The organism is Aeromonas sp. 19NY04SH05-1, from assembly GCF_040581895.1.
In the GTDB taxonomy this organism is placed as follows: Bacteria; Pseudomonadota; Gammaproteobacteria; order Enterobacterales; family Aeromonadaceae; genus Aeromonas; species Aeromonas enteropelogenes.
In genome coordinates, this window is the sequence record NZ_CP095328.1 from 3,576,610 (window position 1) to 3,596,039 (window position 19,430).

The 19,430-nt window shown below is 57.9% G+C and carries 24 protein-coding genes, 1 tRNA gene and 1 other annotated feature; of the genes, 14 read left to right on the forward strand and 11 right to left on the reverse strand.

Annotated features, from left to right (window positions below; genetic code table 11):
- Nucleotides 1-65: 65 nt before the first annotated feature.
- From MRK42_RS16355 to MRK42_RS16365, 3 genes are all read right to left on the reverse strand, one after another.
- Complete coding sequence (locus MRK42_RS16355; protein ID WP_338611074.1) at nt 66-923, reverse strand: hypothetical protein; 858 nt, start codon at nt 921-923, stop codon at nt 66-68.
- Nucleotides 924-1,003: 80 nt separating this feature from the next.
- A complete protein-coding gene (locus tag MRK42_RS16360; RefSeq protein ID WP_026457152.1) occupies nt 1,004-1,282 on the reverse strand; it encodes a DUF6482 family protein in 279 nt (92 codons plus the stop codon).
- Nucleotides 1,283-1,300: 18 nt separating this feature from the next.
- A complete protein-coding gene (locus MRK42_RS16365; RefSeq protein ID WP_338611075.1) occupies nt 1,301-1,912 on the reverse strand; it encodes an HAD family phosphatase in 612 nt (203 codons plus the stop codon).
- A 169-nt stretch (nt 1,913-2,081) separates the two neighbouring features.
- Nucleotides 2,082-2,215 (forward strand) — a sequence feature (Phe leader region).
- Between the two features lie 38 nt (nt 2,216-2,253).
- On the opposite strand from MRK42_RS16365, the gene pheA reads away from it, so the two are divergent.
- The gene (pheA, locus tag MRK42_RS16370; RefSeq protein WP_223378815.1) at nt 2,254-3,426 is read left to right on the forward strand and encodes a prephenate dehydratase; all 1,173 of its coding nucleotides are present in this window, start codon (nt 2,254-2,256) and stop codon (nt 3,424-3,426) included.
- A gap of 90 nt (nt 3,427-3,516) precedes the next feature.
- On the opposite strand, the gene MRK42_RS16375 is transcribed toward pheA, so the two are convergent.
- The gene (locus tag MRK42_RS16375) at nt 3,517-3,942 is read right to left on the reverse strand and encodes an LPP20 family lipoprotein (RefSeq protein ID WP_042028052.1); all 426 of its coding nucleotides are present in this window, start codon (nt 3,940-3,942) and stop codon (nt 3,517-3,519) included.
- A gap of 10 nt (nt 3,943-3,952) precedes the next feature.
- Entirely contained in the window at nt 3,953-4,573 is a 621-nt protein-coding gene (locus MRK42_RS16380) for a FlgO family outer membrane protein (RefSeq protein ID WP_042028055.1), read from the reverse strand.
- Between the two features lie 200 nt (nt 4,574-4,773).
- On the opposite strand from MRK42_RS16380, the gene MRK42_RS16385 reads away from it, so the two are divergent.
- The 5 genes from MRK42_RS16385 (at nt 4,774) to MRK42_RS16405 (ending at nt 9,298) form a co-directional block, all read left to right on the forward strand.
- Entirely contained in the window at nt 4,774-5,925 is a 1,152-nt protein-coding gene (locus tag MRK42_RS16385; protein ID WP_026456676.1) for a flagellar assembly protein FlgT, read from the forward strand.
- 50 nt (nt 5,926-5,975) lie between these two features.
- A tRNA-Arg gene (locus tag MRK42_RS16390) sits at nt 5,976-6,052 on the forward strand.
- 234 nt (nt 6,053-6,286) lie between these two features.
- A complete protein-coding gene (locus tag MRK42_RS16395) occupies nt 6,287-7,237 on the forward strand; it encodes a DUF932 domain-containing protein (RefSeq protein ID WP_270659154.1) in 951 nt (316 codons plus the stop codon).
- A gap of 94 nt (nt 7,238-7,331) precedes the next feature.
- Nucleotides 7,332-8,321 (forward strand): lambda-exonuclease family protein, encoded by a 990-nt coding sequence (locus MRK42_RS16400; protein ID WP_100654375.1) that lies wholly within the window; start codon nt 7,332-7,334, stop codon nt 8,319-8,321.
- Nucleotides 8,318-9,298 (forward strand): hypothetical protein, encoded by a 981-nt coding sequence (locus MRK42_RS16405; RefSeq protein WP_100654376.1) that lies wholly within the window; start codon nt 8,318-8,320, stop codon nt 9,296-9,298. Before MRK42_RS16400 ends, MRK42_RS16405 begins: the two co-directional genes overlap by 4 nt.
- A gap of 11 nt (nt 9,299-9,309) precedes the next feature.
- Here the strand turns inward: MRK42_RS16405 and MRK42_RS16410 are convergent, their stop codons facing one another.
- Complete coding sequence (locus tag MRK42_RS16410) at nt 9,310-9,660, reverse strand: helix-turn-helix transcriptional regulator (RefSeq protein WP_101530889.1); 351 nt, start codon at nt 9,658-9,660, stop codon at nt 9,310-9,312.
- A 207-nt stretch (nt 9,661-9,867) separates the two neighbouring features.
- Between MRK42_RS16410 and MRK42_RS16415 the strand changes: the two genes are divergently transcribed.
- The 8 genes from MRK42_RS16415 to MRK42_RS16450 all read left to right on the forward strand — a co-directional run bounded on the left by MRK42_RS16415 (nt 9,868) and on the right by MRK42_RS16450 (nt 13,292).
- Nucleotides 9,868-10,203: a hypothetical protein gene (locus tag MRK42_RS16415; RefSeq protein ID WP_042658366.1), complete on the forward strand. Its 336-nt coding sequence runs from the start codon at nt 9,868-9,870 to the stop codon at nt 10,201-10,203.
- A gap of 48 nt (nt 10,204-10,251) precedes the next feature.
- A complete protein-coding gene (locus MRK42_RS16420; RefSeq protein ID WP_100654378.1) occupies nt 10,252-10,701 on the forward strand; it encodes a hypothetical protein in 450 nt (149 codons plus the stop codon).
- An 83-nt stretch (nt 10,702-10,784) separates the two neighbouring features.
- Nucleotides 10,785-11,132 carry a DUF1232 domain-containing protein gene (locus MRK42_RS16425; protein ID WP_100654379.1) on the forward strand — a complete coding sequence of 116 codons (348 nt, stop codon included), beginning with the start codon at nt 10,785-10,787 and terminating at the stop codon, nt 11,130-11,132.
- A 19-nt stretch (nt 11,133-11,151) separates the two neighbouring features.
- Nucleotides 11,152-11,577: a DUF2787 domain-containing protein gene (locus MRK42_RS16430; RefSeq protein ID WP_100654380.1), complete on the forward strand. Its 426-nt coding sequence runs from the start codon at nt 11,152-11,154 to the stop codon at nt 11,575-11,577.
- Nucleotides 11,578-11,586: 9 nt separating this feature from the next.
- Nucleotides 11,587-11,997 carry a hypothetical protein gene (locus MRK42_RS16435; protein ID WP_323906261.1) on the forward strand — a complete coding sequence of 137 codons (411 nt, stop codon included), beginning with the start codon at nt 11,587-11,589 and terminating at the stop codon, nt 11,995-11,997.
- Nucleotides 11,990-12,247 (forward strand): hypothetical protein, encoded by a 258-nt coding sequence (locus MRK42_RS16440; protein WP_270659159.1) that lies wholly within the window; start codon nt 11,990-11,992, stop codon nt 12,245-12,247. Before MRK42_RS16435 ends, MRK42_RS16440 begins: the two co-directional genes overlap by 8 nt.
- A gap of 111 nt (nt 12,248-12,358) precedes the next feature.
- Nucleotides 12,359-12,856, forward strand: coding sequence for a DNA repair protein RadC (gene radC, locus MRK42_RS16445; protein WP_168176951.1), 498 nt, complete (start codon nt 12,359-12,361; stop codon nt 12,854-12,856).
- Between the two features lie 91 nt (nt 12,857-12,947).
- Complete coding sequence (locus MRK42_RS16450; RefSeq protein WP_082177875.1) at nt 12,948-13,292, forward strand: type IV toxin-antitoxin system YeeU family antitoxin; 345 nt, start codon at nt 12,948-12,950, stop codon at nt 13,290-13,292.
- Between the two features lie 59 nt (nt 13,293-13,351).
- Here MRK42_RS16450 and MRK42_RS16455 read toward each other — a convergent pair whose 3' ends face one another.
- The 5 genes from MRK42_RS16455 to MRK42_RS16475 form a co-directional block, all read right to left on the reverse strand.
- Nucleotides 13,352-13,762 (reverse strand): S16 family serine protease, encoded by a 411-nt coding sequence (locus MRK42_RS16455; protein ID WP_270659166.1) that lies wholly within the window; start codon nt 13,760-13,762, stop codon nt 13,352-13,354.
- Nucleotides 13,763-14,310: 548 nt separating this feature from the next.
- Nucleotides 14,311-15,723: a pyruvate kinase PykF gene (gene pykF, locus MRK42_RS16460; protein WP_100654852.1), complete on the reverse strand. Its 1,413-nt coding sequence runs from the start codon at nt 15,721-15,723 to the stop codon at nt 14,311-14,313.
- Nucleotides 15,724-15,767: 44 nt separating this feature from the next.
- The gene (locus MRK42_RS16465; RefSeq protein ID WP_270659456.1) at nt 15,768-16,946 is read right to left on the reverse strand and encodes a glycosyl hydrolase 53 family protein; all 1,179 of its coding nucleotides are present in this window, start codon (nt 16,944-16,946) and stop codon (nt 15,768-15,770) included.
- A gap of 1 nt (nt 16,947) precedes the next feature.
- Nucleotides 16,948-17,295, reverse strand: coding sequence for a glucose PTS transporter subunit EIIB (locus MRK42_RS16470; RefSeq protein ID WP_100654385.1), 348 nt, complete (start codon nt 17,293-17,295; stop codon nt 16,948-16,950).
- A 53-nt stretch (nt 17,296-17,348) separates the two neighbouring features.
- Nucleotides 17,349-19,403 (reverse strand): beta-galactosidase, encoded by a 2,055-nt coding sequence (locus tag MRK42_RS16475; RefSeq protein ID WP_100654386.1) that lies wholly within the window; start codon nt 19,401-19,403, stop codon nt 17,349-17,351.
- Nucleotides 19,404-19,430 lie beyond the last annotated feature (27 nt).

Genomic DNA, 19,430 nt, shown 5'->3' on the forward strand with positions numbered 1-19,430 from the left:
CCTGTCACGCCTTGCCTATGACGGGGCTCACGTTCTCCGGGCAAGCTGGCGACGCCCTCGCCGGACTAAATCGCCAGCTCGTGGCGTTCGTGAGGCACCATATCCAGAGTGACCAGATCGAACAGGGTTCCCCTGAGGGCCTGCAGAATGTCCGGCTGCATGTCGAATGCCCGGGCCCGCTGATGCTCGGGCAGACGTACCCTGGCCAGGGTTGGCCCACTGTTGCAGGTGAGTTCACGGCCATCGCAGAGGATATGAAAGAAGACCTGGGCCTCGTCGAACCCCATATCGGCCAGTATCTGCTCCGCCTGATCGACCATGCGCAAATGGTGCGGCTGCAACTGGCTGGGGTGGGCAAAACGGTGGCTGAGGCAGCCATTGCCTCCCTTGCCCAGACCATCCAGCTGGCGCTTGTTAAAGCCGTAGCGCACGTCTCTTTTGGTAAAACCATGATCGGCCATCAGCCAGATGGTGTCTTCCGGGATGGAGCCGAACATCTCTATGTACCCGGCCCGCTCCTCCGCCGTCCCCGGCAGCAGGAATGGCAGTGCCGCCCACTCTGGATGGGTAGCCCTGTGTTCACAAAGACGGCGAACGGGATCGATGATCTCGTCCAGTTGCGACAACTGATCGCAGAAGATCATCTCATCTGTCTTGACGATCCAGTGGTCTATGCCATAACGCCGGCAATAGCGGATGGCGCGGGATACTTCGCTGCGGCTGCGGGTGGGGGTATCCATGATCATGGCCCGGATCCGGACGCCGCTGGCCCGGCACAAATCGATGCAGTAACAGGATTCCAACCGGCCTGAAAAGGAGATAACCAGATCATCATAGGCTGACAACTGATCGATCAACTGCTGTTCCCTGGCCTGAAACGCCTGATCGTATCCTTGATTCAGCACAACAACATTGGCATCCATTAAAACAGCTCCGGATGGTAAAAAGGTGGATTATTGTGCTGACAATTAGCTGAATAGACCCTTAAAGAGTCCGGTTAAATTCAAAACTTTATGACGATCTCCTGCGATTGGAGCACCATATCCTCTCCATGGGTGTCATAAATCCGCAATCTGGCCTGATGTACCTGATGGGCTCGCAAGAAGCCCTCTGCCTGCTCAAGGGAAGTGAAAGTCAGGGAGCCCCCCTCGCTGTCGGTCAGGCACTGGCACTCCCCTTCCGCCTCGACGCACAGCTGGTAGCCACTGCCATCCCGACAGGCGATGATCAGCGTCGCCTGCGGGTAGTGACTCAACCAGTTGCGAAACCGGCCATGCTCCATAAGGCTCCCAAAGGGGCATTACCCCTTGTCTATTGCGGGCAAATAGCCCTGTTCAACCAGCTGCTGCCGGCAGCGCGCCGCATCGCAAAACACCATGCCCCGGATCCCGAGCGTCTCGGCAGCAGTCACGTTGGCCGGGGTATCGTCAATAAAGAGACAATCGGACGGAGCAAGATCGAACGACACCAGCAGATAGCGGTAGATATCCGGCTCGGGTTTCATCATGCGCACTCGGGCAGAGACCACCTTGCCACTGAAAAAACGCCAGAAATCCTCATGTTGCTCCAGCCAGTCGATACTGGCGTGCCCCATGTTGGAGAGGGCGTAGAGGCTGTGCCCCGCGCCGTGCAGCTCCTCTATAAGGGTTAGCATAGCGGGATCCGGCTTGAGGGAGGACGGTACCGCCTGCAAAATGGCAAGGTTGTCGGCCGCACTCAGGCCGGTGCGCGGCTCGGCCCGACGTGCCATGGTGTGCAATGACAGGGTCCCTCTGTCCACCTCCTGCCAGTCCGGATGTTCAAACAACTGCTGTGCCAGCCGTTCGGCCTCCAAAGGTCCACGGACCGAACTGACGATGGCAACCGGATCCCAGCTCACCACCACCCGTCCCAGATCAAAAATAATGGCCATACCGTATCTCTCCCGCATCGTGCGAAATGGACCAGAGGGAGCCAAACCACTCTCGGACACGCCCATTCGCGTCACCGGATACCCTGCCCCCTTCCCGTTCCGCGGGCAAGTTTTACTTGCATCAAATCGCCAAATCCCTTAATCGTTAAGGCGTTACAATGAGGATTATGACCATGCAAACCCTATTCTTCTTTGCTTTCTCGTTTATCCGGCCCGCTTGAGGGAAGGCTAATCGTCCTGTAAACAGCTCTCGTGAACAGAAAGCAAAGACGAATCGAGCCTCCCCTGCGGAGGCTTTTTTTTGCATATATATCAAATAATTACTTGGACAGGGAACAATCATGGCAACGCTCGACGAGATCAGACAAGACATTACCCGGTTGGATCAGGAGCTGCTTGCCCTGCTGGCAAAACGCAAGACCCTCAGCATCGAGGTTGCCCGGGCCAAGCAGGCCAACCCGCGCCCCATTCGCGATCCCCAGCGCGAGCAGGATCTGCTGGTCGCCCTGATCCAGCAGGGCCGTCAGCTTGGCCTGGATGCCCAGTACATCACTCGCATCTACCACACCATCATCGAGGATTCCGTGCTCTCCCAGCAGGCCTATCTGCAGAGCCTGCTCAACCCGGAGCAGCAGGAGCCCATGACCAGCGTCGCCTATCTGGGACCGCGAGGTTCTTATTCGAGCCTCGCCGCACGCAAGTACCTGGCCCGTTACAAGGATCAGGTGATCGAGGTGAACTGCCAGAACTTTCGCGAGGTGCTGGATGCGGTGGAGTCGGGCCGCGCCGCCTTCGGCGTGCTGCCCATCGAGAACACCAGCTCGGGCTCCATCAACGAAGTCTATGACGTGATGCAGCACACCAGCCTCTCCATCGTCGGTGAGCTCACCTACCCCATCGAGCACTGCATCCTCACCGCCGTGCCCACCGAGCTGTCCCGCATCAAGACCTTCTACGCCCACCCGCAGGTGTTCCAGCAGTGCTCCCACTACCTCAGCAAGCTGGAAGGGGCGCGCCACGAGATCTGCGACTCCTCCTCCAGCGCCATGATGAAGGTGAAGGAGCTGGCGAGCCCCGAAGCGGCGGCCATCGGCAGCGCCGCTGGCGGCGAGCTGTATGGGCTCGACGTGCTGGCCGAGCAACTGGCCAACCAGAAGGAGAACTACAGCCGCTTCATCGTGGTGGCGCGCAAGCCCATCGATGTGGCGCCCCAGATCCCGGCCAAGACCACTCTCATCATGTCCACTTCCCAGAAACCGGGCTCACTGGTAGAGGCGCTGTTGGTGCTGCGCAGCCACGAGATCAACATGACCAAGCTGGAGTCCCGTCCGGTGCAGGGCAACCCGTGGGAAGAGATGTTCTACCTGGATGTCTCCGCCAATTTGCAGACCCCGGCCATGCAAGCCGCCCTGGTGGAGCTGACCAAGATCACCCGCTATATCAAGGTACTGGGCTGCTACCCGAGCGAAGACGTGAAACCGACCACGGTGCCGCCGGTGCTGCTGGGCAGCTGATTGGCCTGACAGAGCATCAAAACAACAAAAGGCGAACATCATGTTCGCTTTTTGTTTTGCCACTTCAACCTATGTCTGCCCAAAGAGGAGTCAGAACTGACCCGCCATCAGCTGGTTGATGTTATAGAGGGCACGGGTATCTAGTTCCATCTCGGTTGCATAGGTGTTGCCACGCGGATAGGTAGCCACCACCCGGGCACCGCGCACCATACCGGCCACCGACACATCCAATGCGTTTGAAGTCTGGGTCAAGTCCTTGTAGCTGCTGTGGGCCCGTACCTGCTGACCGTTGAGCTGTTCGGCCAGCTCGCGGTAGGCGTCCATCTTGGAGGCGCGAATGGCCTGCAACATCTTCTCGGACTGGGAAGGGCCGGGCTGGATATCGATCACCGCATAACCGACCGCCTTGAGCACCGGAAAATCATCGGGCTTGCCGCCCTGGGTGTAATCCACCACCCGATTGCCACTGCAACCGGCCAGCATCAGGGCCAGCAGGCAACCAAACAGGATCTTCATGACTCGCTCCTTACGGGGTCAGGTTGACCAGATGCCCACTGGGGCCGACCTGGCTGCCCCGCATCAGATAACCGCGGTTGATGGAGGCCCGGCCAAACGAATTGTTGGCACCGACCAGATATTGTTGCGGCACCAGGCTCTGGGCCGTGGTCTCCACCATCTTGGTGCGCATGTCGATGATGCGGGCGTTGACCAGGATCCCCTGCTTGTTGCGGCTGAAGGTACCGACCAGGATGCGGGAGATGGGCAGACGGGAGGAGAGCTCCTTGTAGTTGCGGCTCAGCACGAAATCCCCCTGGGGAGTCACCTTGATGCTGCCGGTCAGCTTGAAGTCCACCACCACTTCCCCACGGCGGTTGAGCTCGTAGATAAAGCTCTCCTCGATCTGCTGGCCCATCCAGTTGGTGTCCTGCAGGGTATCGAGATCGACAAAGGAAGCCACCGCGATGGGCTCGGTCAGGGTGGTAAGAGACTTGCGCTCCATCAACTGATCGGTCATGCGGGCCACCAGCCAGTTGAGTTCCATCCCCTTTGCCGCCTGCCGGGGATCACCCAGATCCCGATTGATGGGGTCGGAGCCGCACCCGGTCAATGCCAGGGCGAGCGCCAACGCCGTGATGAGTTTGTTCATGGATACCTGTTCCTGTATCTGCACCTGACTTGTTATCGGACAACCGGCGCAAAGCTTGAGCCGGGAATGAGGCATGGATCTTGCTTTTTAATTATCGTCCCTGCGCCGCGCAGAGGGCGAACCCGTGTTGTGAATTATGTCGGCCAGTGACGCCATTGCATCAAACAATGCCCTCTGCCCGCCTCTTCAAGGTATCTGTTATGAAATTACCGCTGCTGTTGACCCTGCTGCTGGCCAGCCTGAGCGCCCATGCCGAGCTTATTGAAGCCCAGGGCAGCGCCGCCATTTTGGGGGATGAAGCCTATGCCCGCGAGCAGGCGACCCGCGATGCCCTGCGTCAGGCGCTGCTGGCGAGTGGCGCCGCCGTCTCCAGCATCCAGCGCCTGGAAAATGGCAGCCTGCGATCCGAGCAGATCCAGATCCGCTCCGGCGGCGACATCCGTCAATACCGGCTCAAACGGGAAGAGGTGCGCAACGGCCGCATGTACATCACCCTGGTGGCCGACATTCAGGCGGAACGCCAAATCTGCCAGACCCAGCATTATGCCAAGGATTTGACGCTGGTCAGGCTGCGCATGCGCAATCCGGATCAGGCGAGCTATGGCGCCCTCGACGACATGCCCGCCAATCTGTCGCGGCGCATGTTCGAAAACCTGGCCAACGCCCCGCAAGGAGTGGCCGTGCGCCAGTGGCTGGACGAGAACCTGCGCATCGACCCACTTCATCTGCAACAGGGGGATCGCAGCGCCCTTGAGGAGATCAAGGCACTGAGCCTGCGTACCGACAGCCAGTATCTGGTGCTCGGCAGCATCGACGACCTATCCATCGAACCCCAGGGCAACCAGCTGACCAGCTGGTTTGAAGATCCGGTGCGCAATTTTCGCATGCAGCTCTATCTGTTCGACGGTATCAACGGCTCCCTGCTCAGCCGCAAGGAGTATCAGGGCCGCGCCACCTGGACCTTTGACAAACGGGCACAGGTGGGCAGCAGCGGTGGCCAGTTCTGGCAATCGAGCTACGGCCAGGAGGTCAATTACCAACTGCAGCAGGCAGCGCAGGATCTGGTCAGCCAGCTCAGCTGCGCCCCCGTCACCGCCCGGATCGTCGGCCAGAATGAACGGGGCCCCTACATCAATCTGGGCAGGCGCAACGGCGTCAAGCTGGGGGATCAGTTCCGCGTCCAGCACAACGCCGACTTCATCGACCCTTACGGCAAGTCGCGCATGATGCGCAACCCGGCCGCAGGATTGTTCGAAGTGGTGCAGGTGTTCGACGATGGCGCCATCATCAGCAGCCAGAACAAATATTCGCCATTCAACATCCAGAACGGGGACTTGGCAGTATTGGAATAAGAATCAAGGGTTTAAAAGGGAGCGGCTTCTTGTATAATGCCCGCCACAAGGCTCCCGTAGCTCAGTAGGATAGAGCGGTCCCCTCCTAAGGGACAGGCCACTGGTTCGACTCCAGTCGGGAGCGCCATATAAAACAAGGGGTTGGCATCATCATGGTGCTAACCCCTTGGTCGTTTTTGGCCTCGTACCCCTCTCCGTACCCCTCCAGCGCAGTTCATTGCACAACACCATCATGCTGTAACGCCCCTTGAAATAATGAGCATTTAATGGCAAATGAATCCTATTCAATAATCTTTCAAACCTACATCACCCCCATGAGTTAGCAGGCTGATGTCTGCATTTCGCAATTCTTGGAGGAGATATGGCTCACCTGATCGACACCATGGCCTATACCGGCCAAACCCCTTGGCATGGCCTTGGCAATGTTTTGCACCCGCAACAGTCCCTCGATATATGGCTACAGGCTGCCGGGATGAATTGGACTATTGAGCAGAGTGACGTAATGTTTAACGTCGCCTCCGATGCACTCCATATTCGCCCTTATTCAGACAGCAAGGTTTTGTACCGCTCTGATAATCTGGAGCCTCTATCCGTCGTCTCTCGTCGCTATAACGTGGTACAGCCTCACGAGGTGCTGCACTTCTATCAAGACCTAGTGGAAGCCGGTGGTTTTGAGCTGGAGACCGCGGGCTCGCTCAAAGGTGGCCGCAAGCTGTGGGCACTGGCTAAGACCGGCCAGGACCTAAAACTCAAAGGCAATGACTTGGTAAAGTCCTATCTGCTGCTGTCGACCAGCTGCGACGGCACACTCTGCACTACGGCGCAGTTCACCTCGCTGCGAGTAGTCTGCAACAACACCCTGCAGATGGCACTGCGCAGCGCTACCGGAGCCATCAAGGTGCCCCACTCCACTCAGTTCGATGCTGCGACCGTCAAAGAGTCGCTCGGGCTGGGGCTCTCCCATTGGGATGAGTTCAAGGCACAGACCAAGGCGCTGGCACAGCGGCCCGTCGCCCCCGAAGAGGCACTGCGCTTTTTCAGCGACCTGTTGGCGCAACCGCTGGATGAGGAGAACATCATCCTCACCAAGCCGGTACAACGGCTGCATGAGCTCTATCAGGGCGCAGGCATGGGCTCAGAACTTGTCAGCTCCCGCAATACCGCCTGGGGGCTGGTCAATGCGGTAACGGAATACGTGGATCACCATCGCCGTGCTCGCAGCCAGGATCACCGGCTTGATTCCGCCTGGTTTGGTCAGGGCGCCCAACTCAAATCCCAAGCCCTGAATCAGGCACTCACTCTGCTGCAGTAATTCCTCTTTCCCAATTCAGCCGCATAACGACCTCACCCGGACTGGCGCAAGCCAATCCGGGCGTAGCCATTTATGCCGTCAACCAGGAGTCGTCATGAAAGCAAAAGCCAAATACGGCCAGGCCCTGCGACTGGCCTCCACTACTCAATTAACCCGCGAGCAGTGGCTCGCTATCCGCAAGCTCGGCATTGGTTCTTCCGATGCCGCCGTGGCTGTGGGGCTCTCCCCCTACAAATGTCCACTCAGCCTGTGGTTGGAGAAGACTGGCCGCAAGGAGCCGGAGGATATCTCTCACAAGGAAGCTGTGCTGTGGGGTATCGAACTGGAACCTGTGCTGGCGCAGGTCTACGCCAAACGCACCGGCTATAAGGTGCGCCGGGTCAATGCGGTACTGCAGCACCCCGAGCAACCCTTCATGCTCGCCAACCTCGACCGGGAGGTAATCGGCCATCCCGATGGGCCGGGCATTCTGGAGATCAAGACCGCCAGCTATCACAGCGCCCCACAGTGGGAGGAAGGGGTGCCGGTGGCTTACCAGTGTCAGGTGCTGCATCAACTGGCCGTCACCGGCCATGCCTGGGCTGAGGTGGCAGTGCTCATCGGCGGCCAGGATTTCCGGATTTACCGCATCGAGCGCGATGAGGAGAAGATCCAGGATCTCACCGAGCGGGAAGCACAGTTCTGGCAAATGGTGCAACAAGACCAACAGCCTGAGCCTGATGGATCCAGTGATGCCGCCAATGCCCTGAGCTGGCTGTTTCCGCGTGACGATGGCCAGACGGTGGATCTCTCCGATTCCCCCGAGTTCAACCAGCTGTTTGGCGAGCTATTGAGATTGCGCGAGCAAAAGGAAGCCGTCGAGCTGCAGGAGTCACAACTCAAACAGCGGCTGCAAGCCACTTTGGGTGAAGCGACAGCCGGGCTGTTTGCCGACGGCAAGATCACCTGGAAACGCAGTAAAGACCGGCTGGCGCCGGATCTCGATAAGCTCGGTCAGGATCATCCCGACCTGCTCACCCGTTACGTCAAACCGGTGCCCGGCGTGCGCCGTTTCACCATTCAACCCTTGAGGCAAACACCATGATCAAAGGACTGGCGATAACCCCGCCCGTGATCGGGCGGGTCTGCATCGGCAAGCTGGTGCAAAAACAAGATAAGTGGGTACCGGAGAAGGACGACAGTTTCACCCTCACCACCCAGATACAACAAAAAGGGGGATGGTTGCTCCATCCCCTGCATCAACACTACTCATCGCAAAAAAGTAGCCAAGGGCAGGAGCAGACCAAGATCCGCGCCATTCCGGTACGGGTGCTGTTCAACGATAGCGACTTGAATCTGCGGGCGGAATATAGCGCCTTTGACCGTCAAACCGGCAGGCCGTTGTGTGTCGGGAATGGGGAGGTGGCGAGACGAGTGGGGGCGCAAGGCATGGAGGAAGTCAGCTGCCCTGGACCAGAGCGCTGCGCCTTTGCAGGGCAACAGGGCTGCAAGCTGTACGGTCGACTGAACCTGTTTGTGGAGGGGCAAGGGGATGAGCTGGGTAGCTTTATCTTCCGCACCACCGGCTACAACTCGGTGCGCACTCTGGCGGCTCGACTGAAGTACCTGGAGGCTGTGAGCGGGGGCCATACCCGCTATCTGCCGCTCACTCTACGGCTGCGGGCCAAGAGCACCACCCAGTCCTACCGCACCCCGGTCTACTACGTGGATTTAACCTTGCGGGAGGAAACCAACCTGACCGAGGCTGTCAGGCTCGCACAGGAGGCGGCCCAGCGTGACCAGGAGGCAGGCCTTGCAATCGACCAGATGGAGCAAGCCGCTCGTGAGCTGCTGCGTAACGGCCAGTTTGAGGATATTGATGAAGAGGTACCGATGCTGCTGGAGGAGTTCTATCCCGAAACCAACAGCGACGAGACGGCGAATGGTAACGCTGGTGTGGAGGCGACTACTTCGCATGCCGCACCGCAAAGCCAAGCAACCAGAACGCCGCAGAGGCCGCAACCAAGAAGGAGTCCACTCACCAACAAATTGGGGAAAGGGAACCCATCCCCTCCCCAGTGAATGGCGGGTGATCAGCGGGGACGCGCCAACCGCTCCACCAACCGTTCTACCGTTTCCAGCAACAGGGTTCGGTCAGCATCATCGAGCCGAGCCAGTTGCTGGCTCAGCACAATGCCCTGCTCGGTCGGGCGGTTACTGGTCTCACGCAGAAAGTCGGCTAGCTCACAACCAAACAGTTGAGCGAGCTCCGCCAGCCGCACCACGGTCGGCACCACAATTCCCCGCTCCATTCGAGAGACGGCTTCCATCCCGATATTGAGGTGTTCAGCCACATGCTCTTGCGTGAATCCGGCTTGAGTACGCTTGTGGCTGATCGCCTTGCCAACGCTCTTGGCTAACAGCTCAAGGTTGATATCTGTCATGGGTCCTCCAGTCAACCTCTATGGTTGACCATGGACCCATTGACGATAAGGACTCAAAAGGTAGACTAAAGACTTAATGAGTCCATAAACGGCAATTGGCGCTGATTTGACACAGATGCGAGGCCCTCAACCAATAAACCAGCGTGACCAACTCGCAACAGGTGGGCTCCATAAGACCCTTTTACTAAACGACCAAGGAAACAAAACATGGAAAGACTGACTTATGAAGATCTAGGTACTGACAAGCTGGCCTCACTGATCCGTGCACGAAAATCTTTCGAAGTCGTGGGGCTATCTGGGCGTATGAGCGCCGCTGTGACAAAACTTGAAAACAGCATCGAACCTGCCGGGCTGAAATGCCGGGTGTATACCAAGGGCCGGATCGCCGCAGCAGGGGCCAGTGTCTTTGGCGGTATTACCGGTCTAGCCGGGATCGCATCTGCCGTCACCATCGCGGCACATAATCTCGCCACTTACAATCCAGACTATGAAATCGTTAAGCACTTGGTGGATAACTCACTCAGCGTGCTTTACAAAAAATAACCACGTTAATGGCTCATCTAAATCCTTGAGCCTTTAGGAGTCACAGGGATGAAAAAACTCTTCATTACCTCAACAGCACTGCTGCTGTGCGGCAACGCCATGGCGTATGGCGAGGCCGGACGCTGGAGCAGCGGCTGGGGTCAGGGCACCAGCGAATACACGGCGGTGGTCAACGAGCAAAACAACCTCTATATCGCCTGTAATGACACCCGCAAGGTCAGCATGACGGCCACCGTGCAGGGCAAGGAGTACGGCTCTTATGCTGGGCAGGCTTTCTCCATCGTCGTCGATGGCAGCCAATACGATGCGCCCTATGAGACCGAGTCCCGTGTCGGTGAGAACAATTTCTTCGACATGTGGGGCAAACTACGCAAGGCCAAGTCGATCAGAATTTTGACGGCTGACGGCAAGCAGCTCGCACTGCCGACCCAAGAGGTGGCATCAGTTCTGCCCGCCACCAATACCCCCGAGTTTGACTGCTTGATGTGGGACCAATAGGTCACACCCATTCCCATCCAAGAGGAGGCATTTGCCTCCTCTTTTTATTTCTGCCATTCACCCACTCTTGAAGGAGACGCACTATGCCCCCCTGCATTCCCCCTGAATGCGAGCCGTTCGATCACCAAGGCTTTTGGCACAAACTCTGGGCCTTTGCCAAACGTGCCGGTCGGCCCTTTATCGAGACCTGCCTGTTGCTCTACTACACCAGCCAAAAGGATGATCTGCCGCTTTGGGCCAAGCTCCTGATTTACAGTGCGCTGGCCTACTTTATATCGCCCATTGATGCGATCCCGGATGTGTTGCCGATGGGACTCACCGATGACATAGCGGTACTGAGTGCAGCTCTCGCCAGCATTGCCGCCTTTATTGATGAACAGATCCGTGCCCGTGTGGCCAAAAAAATGCGCGAGCTGTTCGACCAAGATTAACCCCCACAAGGAGTACACCATGGCCATTCCCTTTTTCCGGGAGGGCTTTGCCCTGCCCGTTGCCCAAGCTTTGCTGGTTCTGCTCAACCAAGAAGTCGCTAAAACCGAGCTCGACATCGAGCGCTTAACCCAACTGACCTTCAACTTTCGTAACCCCGGCTACAGTGCCGCTCAAGGCGGCGTGCACCCAGTCGAGATCCGGCTGATCCGTGGGCTCGATGGCTGGCTGTTCGATTACGTCACCGACTTCAGTTATCAAGGGCTGGGCTCGGATGCCGAGCTCAGCAAGGAGCTCGATTTCAACTTCCTTGATGGGGAACACACCATGCTGGGCTGGGGACCGCTGCGGCTGGCCGAAGCGCGGGAGCTGTTCGATATCTGGCAGAGCAACTTCATTGCCTACTGCCGGTTGGAGTGTTTCAGCGTCACGGTCGCAGGAGATTAGGAGGACACGATGAGCCAAGAATTAGCGCTCTCCCACTACTCACGTCAGTGGTTGGGACAAGTTGTCGCCAACGCCAAGATAACCCCCACCCGCAGTAGTCAGCGATGGCTGCTGCACCTGACACCGGATAGTCCACACATCCGCACAGTCACCCTGCAGGTCCGTTGGTCAGGCGTGCAGTGGCAACTGCTCACCATCAGCAATGCCGAGGACTGGCACACCATGAGCCAGCCGAGAGATGAGATCTGCATCGCCCTCAAACGTCGCTGTTTCTGGCGTTGCCAAGCTGGACCCGTGCCGCTCACCGAGCGGCCTCGCGTACTGGCAAGTTTCCTGGCTGACCTGCAGCGCATCTGCACCCATCGCGGCTATGTCCTGGAGAGTGACCCCATCGCCGACAAGGAGAGCGAAGATGATTAACGCCGTGATCGCCATCGAGCTGAAGGCTTATCTTGAGCACAATGGTCAGATTGAAGCAGTGCATGACCAAGGCCAGCCGGTGGCCGGTTACGCTATCTACCTACGCTATGAAAACGAACGGGGTGACAGACTGGCGCAATGGCTGTGCGATCATCCGGATCACCGCTGGCTAACCCAGTTAGGCACCATGCTCGCCACCAGTTACCACATTCCGCTACACGACTACACCCCGCACACCTTGGCGGCCTGAACACAGCCAGCCAAGCCTGCGGTCACACCCCATTCAGTAACCCATTAACCAACTACTTCGCCTAGCCTGCCGCGTCCAATGCGGTGGGGCGATGGCGTATGGAGCCTAATCATGTTGCATCAAAAACTCACCGCCGGGGAGCAACCCGGCACCTACCGGGTGACTGACCTTGTCACCGACGATGACCTGCTCACCATCGCCCAAGCTGTTGCCCGGCAGAAACTGGCCAAGGGAGAAGCTATTACCGATAAACACTTGGCCCATCAGGCCCTGCAAGGGCTGCTGCAAACACGGGATCGAGAAGTTTTTGCGGCACTGTTCCTCGATAACCAACACCGGATCCTGGCCTACGAGGAACTGTTCCTTGGCACCCTGTCCGCTGCGACCATCTACCCCCGCGATGTCGTCAAGCGAGCACTGCCCCACAATGCTGCCGCCCTGATGCTGGTGCATAACCACCCGTCGGGATACCCGGAACCCAGCCGGGCAGATATCGAGATCACCCTGCGCCTACAGAATGCCCTGGCACTGGTGGATATCCGGATTTTGGAGCATCTGGTCGTCGGTACTGAGGGTGTGGTGTCGCTGGCAGAACGAGGGAATTTGTAACTACCACGCCGGTCAGGTAGCCCATGGAGGAAGAAGGCATGGCCAGCAGTGAGCTCTACAACGACTTACCATCATTAGGAGTACACAGAAAATGGGAACCATAGGGAGTTGGGGATTACACACCCAAGTTCAACCACGTTTTGGCGCACGTGCAATTGTTGAACGAAGCAGGGTTTCCCTGCTTTGGGATCGCTGCGGCGTCTATGGCGATGCTGACGAGCAATGGCTCACCGACATTGATACCGTTATACCGAGTTTTATTGAGCGCCTTAGCAAGCTCTTTCAACAAGGAGAACTACTGAGTGACCAAGATAAATTGGTGACGTTGCAGCAAGGGGAATGGGTATGTCTGGCTAATCCCAAAGCCAGCTACGGATATCTCTATCTGGATGTCTACCGGCAGGAATGCGGTAATGTTCAAGCCACGAAAAGATAAATCTGAGGCAGAGGGTGAGCATGTAGCTCGCCCTACCTGAGACTTCTTTTTTTGGCTGACTACTGAACCCCTAATGCCTTGTAGACGGCATCCACCGGATCAGCATAAAAGCTGATTTGAAACTTGGAGAAGATCTCCGCCGGTACGGTTGGAATATCCGAGGCTGACGCCATCGGCAGTAATACTCGTTTTCCGCCACTGTCCATTGCCAGTTGCAGACTGCCAGCCAAATCCTCAACCGGATTGACCACACCGCCTAGCGTCATGTCACCCAGCACCACCATCTGCTCCTGCACCACCTTGCCCATCAGAATGGAACAAAACGCCACCAGCGCGGCCAGACTGGTTTTGGTGCTGGGGCCGGAGTTATGTAGCTCGACCACATGCAAATGGTACTCATGCTCGGAGAACTTGGCCGTTGCGCTGACCCGATTCAGGTTGCCTTTGAAGTAATCGAAACCGACCCGGATCGCCTCCTTCGCTGGCGTATTGGAACCTAGGCCTGAGGTTTAATGCTTGCCGTTATCTGGCGCCATCCGTGCCCACAAACGATACGCCGTCACTGATATTAACCTTTGGCGTCGATTAGGCCAAGGCTGGAAATCACTGAGCAGTGCACCCAGAACATATTACAACTGTAATGCGTATAGGAATAAGTTTGAGGAGTAGGGAATATACGATATTAGCATGGTGTATCACGATGACTTAGAAGAACGTCATCTGCTATTGCATAATGTGCTGAACTATTTGCTCAAATTTGATGAAATGCTACTGACTGTGATGTATGAGCTCTTCAGAAGCATAGGTAAAATGGAAGTGCCCCGCAGAAGATGGAAAGGTGGTAAACCACGTTTTCTGCAGTGATATCAAGGCGGTAAGATAGCGCATATTTATAACATATGCGTACCCCCTCTTGAAATACAGAACCCGTGATATGGTGCATCACGGGTTCTGAGTAGTTAGAAGTTAGCTAAGAATGTTTAAGTCTAGTATGGGACTAAAAAGACTCGACTCCCGCTCAGAGTATATGCACGGAGGCGGTGTTAGTTGTGCCGCTCGGTACCAGAGCACCGGAGACCATCACAACCACGTCACCTTTCAGACCCATGCCGATTTCCAGCGCGGCTTCTTTACCGATGCGATAGAAATCGTCGGTAGAGGCGATGCTGTCAACCACGTGGGCAACCACACCCTTGGTCAGAACCAGCTGGGCAGCAGTTTTCTTGTTGGTGGTGATAGCCAGGATCCAGGCTTTCGGGAAGTACTTGCGAATGGCCTTGGCAGATTTGCCGCCTTCGGTAGCAACCACGATCAGCGGGGCGTCCAGCTTCTCGGAGGTCTCTACGGCGCCTTTACATACGGCTTCGGTGATGCGCAGCTTCTTGCTGTCGTTGGCAGCAGACAGGTTGGACGGCATCACGGCATCGGTACGCTCGCAGATGGTGGCCATGATGGTCACGGCTTCCAGTGGGTACTTACCCTTGGCGGATTCACCGGACAGCATCACTGCGTCGGTACCGTCTAGGATGGCGTTGGCCACGTCACCAGCTTCGGCGCGGGTCGGACGCGGGTTCTTGATCATGGAGTCCAGCATCTGGGTGGCAGTGATAACCACTTTGCGGGCTTTGTTGCACTTGGCGATGATCATCTTCTGGGCGAAGATAACCTCTTCAACCGGGATCTCTACACCCATGTCGCCACGAGCAACCATGATGCCGTCGGAAACAGCCAGGATCTCGTCGAAGTTGTCCAGACCTTCCTGGTTTTCGATCTTGGAGATGATCTGGATGTTCTCGCCACCGTGGGCTTTCAGGTGCTCACGGATTTCCAGAACGTCTTCTTTCTTACGGATGAAAGAAGCAGCAACGAAATCAACGCCTTGCTCGCAACCGAAGATCAGGTCGCGCTTGTCTTTCTCGGCCAGGGCCGGCAGCTTGATGGAGACGCCCGGCAGGTTAACGCCTTTGTTCTCGCCCAGGTCACCGTTGTTCAGCACTTTACAGATAACTTCGCGCTCGGTGATTTCGATAACGTCCAGACCGATCAGGCCGTCATCAACCAGGATGCGGTTGCCGACGCGCAGATCGTTGGCGAAACCTGCATAGGTCACGGCCACTTTGTCTTTGTTGCCAACCACGGTCTGGTCGGTGGTGAAGGTGAAAGTCTGGCCAGCGACCAGCGCGACGTCGTTGCCGCCTTCCAGCTTCATGGTACGGATTTCCGGACCCTTGGTGTCCAGCAGGATAGCAGCGTGCTTGCCGGTCTCTGCCATCACAGCGCGCAGGTTGCTGATGCGGCTGCCGTGCTCGGCGTAGTCACCGTGGGAGAAGTTCAGGCGCATGACGTTCATGCCGGCGTCCAGCATTTTGGCCAGCATTTCTTTGGATTCGGTCTTCGGACCGATGGTGCAGACAATTTTGGTCTTTTTCATGTCAATCTTCATGGTGCTGTTGTCATCTCTTTAATATGAAATAGTCAGCGGGTCAGGACAAAGGCGGCCAACGCCGGCAGTCCTCTGCCCTCCCGATCAAACAGGGCCTGGTTCTCCCAGCCATTGCCGAGGGGCTCATCTATCCCGAGGAACGCCATGCCAGCGCGACTGGCCCAACTGTCGCCGGGGACCCGGATCCAGCCCGGCTCCCAATAGACAAACCCGAGCCCGAGCTGATCCGGCACTGCGGCAATAGCAGCACGCAGTGCATCGAGAAACGCTAGTTGCCCCTCGGGCGTCGCAGCAAACCCGCCGCGTACGGCCTCCTGCTCACCGAAGGCGTTACGAACCTCGTCCTGGTTGACGGTGTCATGCCCATAGGCGGTCTCAACGACCAGCAGCGGACGCCTGATTTGGGTGGCAAGGCTGTTCATGGTGCGCGAGAGGTCGTCCAGAGATCCGTGCCAATATGGGTAGAAGGAGATACCCACCAGATCGAACGGCACATCGCGTACCTGCATCGCCTTGAACCAGCGTAGGCACTGAGCCTCATCCCCTCCTTCAGCAAGATGTAGCATCAGTCGTGGGGTGATACCCCCCTCGCTGCCAGCACGGATCCCGGCGATGGCCGCCTTGAGCAACTGGGCTAATCGATCGAACCCCTCCTCTTCTTCTTGCCGGTGTAGTTGCCCCTGCGGCCACAGCATGCCGTTATTGAGTTCGTTGCCGACCTGCACCATTTGCGGTTGCACCCCGGCCTCGCGCAGGCGTTGTATCACGGCGGCGCTGTAATCGTGCAGCATTGCCGCCAGCTCTGCATCCGACTTGCCTCGCCAGGTCCGTGGCGTGTGCTGCTTGCCAGGGTCGGCCCAGAAGTCGCTGTAATGAAGATCGAGCAACCAGGGCAGGTTGAGGGACCGGCTTCGCTGCGCCAGTGCAATCACCTTTTCCAAGTCATTGTTGCCACCACCAAAGGGTTCCCCCTTGGCCGAACGGGGATCGACCCACAGCCGCAGGCGTACCAGGTTGAGGCCACGCTTGCGCATCAGGGTTAGCAAATCCCCCTGCCGCGTTCCGTCTTGATAGTGAACGCCCAGGCGCTCGAGTTCGGCTAGGGTGGAGACATCCGCCCCTCGGATAGCCAGGTTATGAGGAGCGGCACCAGCACCTGCACTGATGGCTCCCAGCATGACCAACAGTGGCCAGCTCAGCGGGGGGCGCATCCTAGTGCTGCTCCGGCTCGTGCAGCTCGAACCACTGACCGAGATCACGACGCAGGTTGTCCGAGCGCTTGCCGAAGATGGCCTGCACCTCGTCGCCGATGATGATGACGCCTATGGCGCCGAGACGCTGCAGCGCCTCGCTGTCGACCGGCTGCAAGGCATTGACCCTGACCCGCAGCCGGGTCAGGCAGGCGTCAAAGCCCACGATGTTGTCGCGCCCGCCAAAGGCAGCGATGAGCGCGGTGATGGCCGCTTCGTCCAGCCTGGAGAGCGGTGCCTCGGCCGATTTCTCCTCCTTGTGGCCGAGGGCCGCGGCGAACAGACGCTTGAAGTCCTGCATCTTGACCATTTGAACCTCCTAAACGTGAATAAGAGGGCGAAGCCACTGGCTCCGCCCCGCAATCAACGGGCGCGACGCAGCACCCGGCAGCCGAATGGAGGCAGCACCAGTGAATCGCTCAGCGCCTCACCGCTCACCATGTCACTGTGACCACCCGGCAGAGTGACCAGGCGCTCGGCGTTGGCGAAGTTTTGCACAAACACGAACACCTGCTTACCATCGCTGCGGCACTGGGCGGTGACCCCCTCCGGCAAGGCTGGCAAAGCACGCGGCAGGGCCAGGGTCTCGATGAGATGGCCAAAGAAGTCGTGTTGGAACGCCAGATCATTTCGCGAGGCGACATAATAAGCGCGACCTGTCCCGTGCTCGTTGACCGTCACCGCCGGACGTCCGGCATAAAAGTCACCGTCATAGCTGGCCAGGGCCCTCGCGCCTTCTAGGTGGATGAGATCGCAAAGGTGAGTGACTTCGTAAGGGCCGCAGAGTCCGGCTTCGTTGCCAGCAAGACCCGAGACGGCGTTACGTTCCTCGTCATAGAGACCGTCTATCTCCTCTGCCCAGATCCCAAGGACCGGGCGTAGCGGCCCTGGGAATCCCCCCAGGTGACAGAGATCGGTCTCGTTGACGATGCCACTCCAGTAAGTGGTAACAAACTGCCCACCTCGTTTGACAAAGGCGTCAACCCGTTCGGCAAAGCCATCGCGCACCATGTAGAGCATCGGGGCGATAACCAGGTCATAGCCATCAAGCGCGCAGTCGGCATTGATGACATCCACCGCCACCCCGGCCTCCCAGAATGGGCGGTAGTGCTCGGCTACCGTCTTCTCGTAGAAGAGGCCGGCATTGCGCGGCCCCTGGGCATTGTCCATGGCCCAACGGCTCTCCCAGTCGAAAATGATGGCCACTTTGGCCTCGACGCGGCTGCCAGCGACCTCTTGCAACTTGGCCAGGATCTCGCCTAGCGCCTGCACCTCGCGGCCCACCCGGGTATCGATGTGACCAACGTGATCGACCACGGCGCCGTGGAACTTCTCGACCGAACCACGGCTCTTGCGCCACTGGAAGTACTGCACCGAGTCGGAGCCGTGGGCTACCGCCTGCAAGGAGGAGAGGATATGCATTCCCGGCTTTTTGAGCTTGCTGATGGGCTGCCAGTTGGTCAGGCTCGGGGTCGACTCCATCAGGAAGAAAGGTTTGCCTCCCTTGAGAGTGCGCATCAGGTCGTGATACATGGCGGTGTACGCCGCCAGGGTCGAGTCATCGCCACTGTTGTGCCAGAGGGGGTAGCTGTCCCAGGAGATGAAATCGATCTCCTTGGCCAACTGCCAGTAGTCATAGTCGTAGAAGTACTCCATGAAGTTGGTGGTGGCCGGCAGGCTCGGGTTGGCCGCCTTCAAGGGCTTGATCTCCTCGGCACAGAAATCGCTCACCTGGGCGGTATTGAAACGCTTCCAGTCTAGGTTGAGGCCGTGGATCGAGCTCTCGCCGATGGGAGACGGGGATTCGATCTGTGACCAGTCGGTGTAGGTATGGCTCCAGAAGCTGCTCCACCAGGCGTGATTGAGCGCTTCTATGCTGCCATAACGAGCCTTGAGCCAGTCACGAAAGCGCTCCTGACAAAGCTCGCAGTGGCACTCGCCGCCGTACTCGTTGGAGATGTGCCAGGCGATGACACCGGGATGATGGCCGTAGCGTTCGGCCAGGGCACCGTTGATAGCGCGCACCTTGTCACGATAGACAGGCGAACTCATACAGTGATTGTGACGGCCACCGTGCAGTGCCTTCACACGTTCCTTGCTGACCCGCAGCACCTCGGGATAACGCTGGGAAAGCCAAGCCGGACGAGCACCACTTGGTGTGGCGAGGAAAACTGACACACCGTTTTCGTGCAAGCGATCGAGCACCGTATCGAGCCAGCCGAACTCATAGTGCCCCTCTTGTGGCTCCAGGGAAGACCAACTGAAGATGCCGACCGACATCACGTTGCAGCGGGTTTGCTTCATCATCTCGAGATCGCGCTCGAACACCTGGGGATCATCCAGCCACTGATCCGGGTTGTAATCAGCACCATGCAGCAGGGCGGGCACGCGTTCACTGAGCGGGGGAAACTTGAACATCACACATCTCCTAAAACGAGGGGGCGC

Bases quoted from the DNA above. Each gene is read 5' to 3' on its own strand.
- MRK42_RS16380 (WP_042028055.1), bottom strand. From the start codon at position 4,573: ATGAACAAACTCATCACGGCGTTGGCGCTCGCCCTGGCATTGACCGGG.
- MRK42_RS16430 (WP_100654380.1), top strand. From the start codon at position 11,152: ATGGCCATTCCCTTTTTCCGGGAGGGCTTTGCCCTGCCCGTTGCCCAA.
- MRK42_RS16465 (WP_270659456.1), bottom strand. From the start codon at position 16,946: ATGCGCCCCCCGCTGAGCTGGCCACTGTTGGTCATGCTGGGAGCCATC.
- MRK42_RS16470 (WP_100654385.1), bottom strand. From the start codon at position 17,295: ATGGTCAAGATGCAGGACTTCAAGCGTCTGTTCGCCGCGGCCCTCGGC.
- MRK42_RS16440 (WP_270659159.1), top strand. From the start codon at position 11,990: ATGATTAACGCCGTGATCGCCATCGAGCTGAAGGCTTATCTTGAGCAC.
- MRK42_RS16475 (WP_100654386.1), bottom strand. From the start codon at position 19,403: ATGTTCAAGTTTCCCCCGCTCAGTGAACGCGTGCCCGCCCTGCTGCAT.
- radC (WP_168176951.1), top strand. From the start codon at position 12,359: ATGTTGCATCAAAAACTCACCGCCGGGGAGCAACCCGGCACCTACCGG.
- pheA (WP_223378815.1), top strand. From the start codon at position 2,254: ATGGCAACGCTCGACGAGATCAGACAAGACATTACCCGGTTGGATCAG.
- MRK42_RS16415 (WP_042658366.1), top strand. From the start codon at position 9,868: ATGGAAAGACTGACTTATGAAGATCTAGGTACTGACAAGCTGGCCTCA.
- MRK42_RS16425 (WP_100654379.1), top strand. From the start codon at position 10,785: ATGCCCCCCTGCATTCCCCCTGAATGCGAGCCGTTCGATCACCAAGGC.
- MRK42_RS16435 (WP_323906261.1), top strand. From the start codon at position 11,587: ATGAGCCAAGAATTAGCGCTCTCCCACTACTCACGTCAGTGGTTGGGA.
- MRK42_RS16365 (WP_338611075.1), bottom strand. From the start codon at position 1,912: ATGGCCATTATTTTTGATCTGGGACGGGTGGTGGTGAGCTGGGATCCG.
- MRK42_RS16400 (WP_100654375.1), top strand. From the start codon at position 7,332: ATGAAAGCAAAAGCCAAATACGGCCAGGCCCTGCGACTGGCCTCCACT.
- MRK42_RS16395 (WP_270659154.1), top strand. From the start codon at position 6,287: ATGGCTCACCTGATCGACACCATGGCCTATACCGGCCAAACCCCTTGG.
- pykF (WP_100654852.1), bottom strand. From the start codon at position 15,723: ATGAAAAAGACCAAAATTGTCTGCACCATCGGTCCGAAGACCGAATCC.
- MRK42_RS16420 (WP_100654378.1), top strand. From the start codon at position 10,252: ATGAAAAAACTCTTCATTACCTCAACAGCACTGCTGCTGTGCGGCAAC.
- MRK42_RS16450 (WP_082177875.1), top strand. From the start codon at position 12,948: ATGGGAACCATAGGGAGTTGGGGATTACACACCCAAGTTCAACCACGT.
- MRK42_RS16355 (WP_338611074.1), bottom strand. From the start codon at position 923: ATGGATGCCAATGTTGTTGTGCTGAATCAAGGATACGATCAGGCGTTT.
- MRK42_RS16360 (WP_026457152.1), bottom strand. From the start codon at position 1,282: ATGGAGCATGGCCGGTTTCGCAACTGGTTGAGTCACTACCCGCAGGCG.
- MRK42_RS16410 (WP_101530889.1), bottom strand. From the start codon at position 9,660: ATGACAGATATCAACCTTGAGCTGTTAGCCAAGAGCGTTGGCAAGGCG.
- MRK42_RS16405 (WP_100654376.1), top strand. From the start codon at position 8,318: ATGATCAAAGGACTGGCGATAACCCCGCCCGTGATCGGGCGGGTCTGC.
- MRK42_RS16375 (WP_042028052.1), bottom strand. From the start codon at position 3,942: ATGAAGATCCTGTTTGGTTGCCTGCTGGCCCTGATGCTGGCCGGTTGC.
- MRK42_RS16385 (WP_026456676.1), top strand. From the start codon at position 4,774: ATGAAATTACCGCTGCTGTTGACCCTGCTGCTGGCCAGCCTGAGCGCC.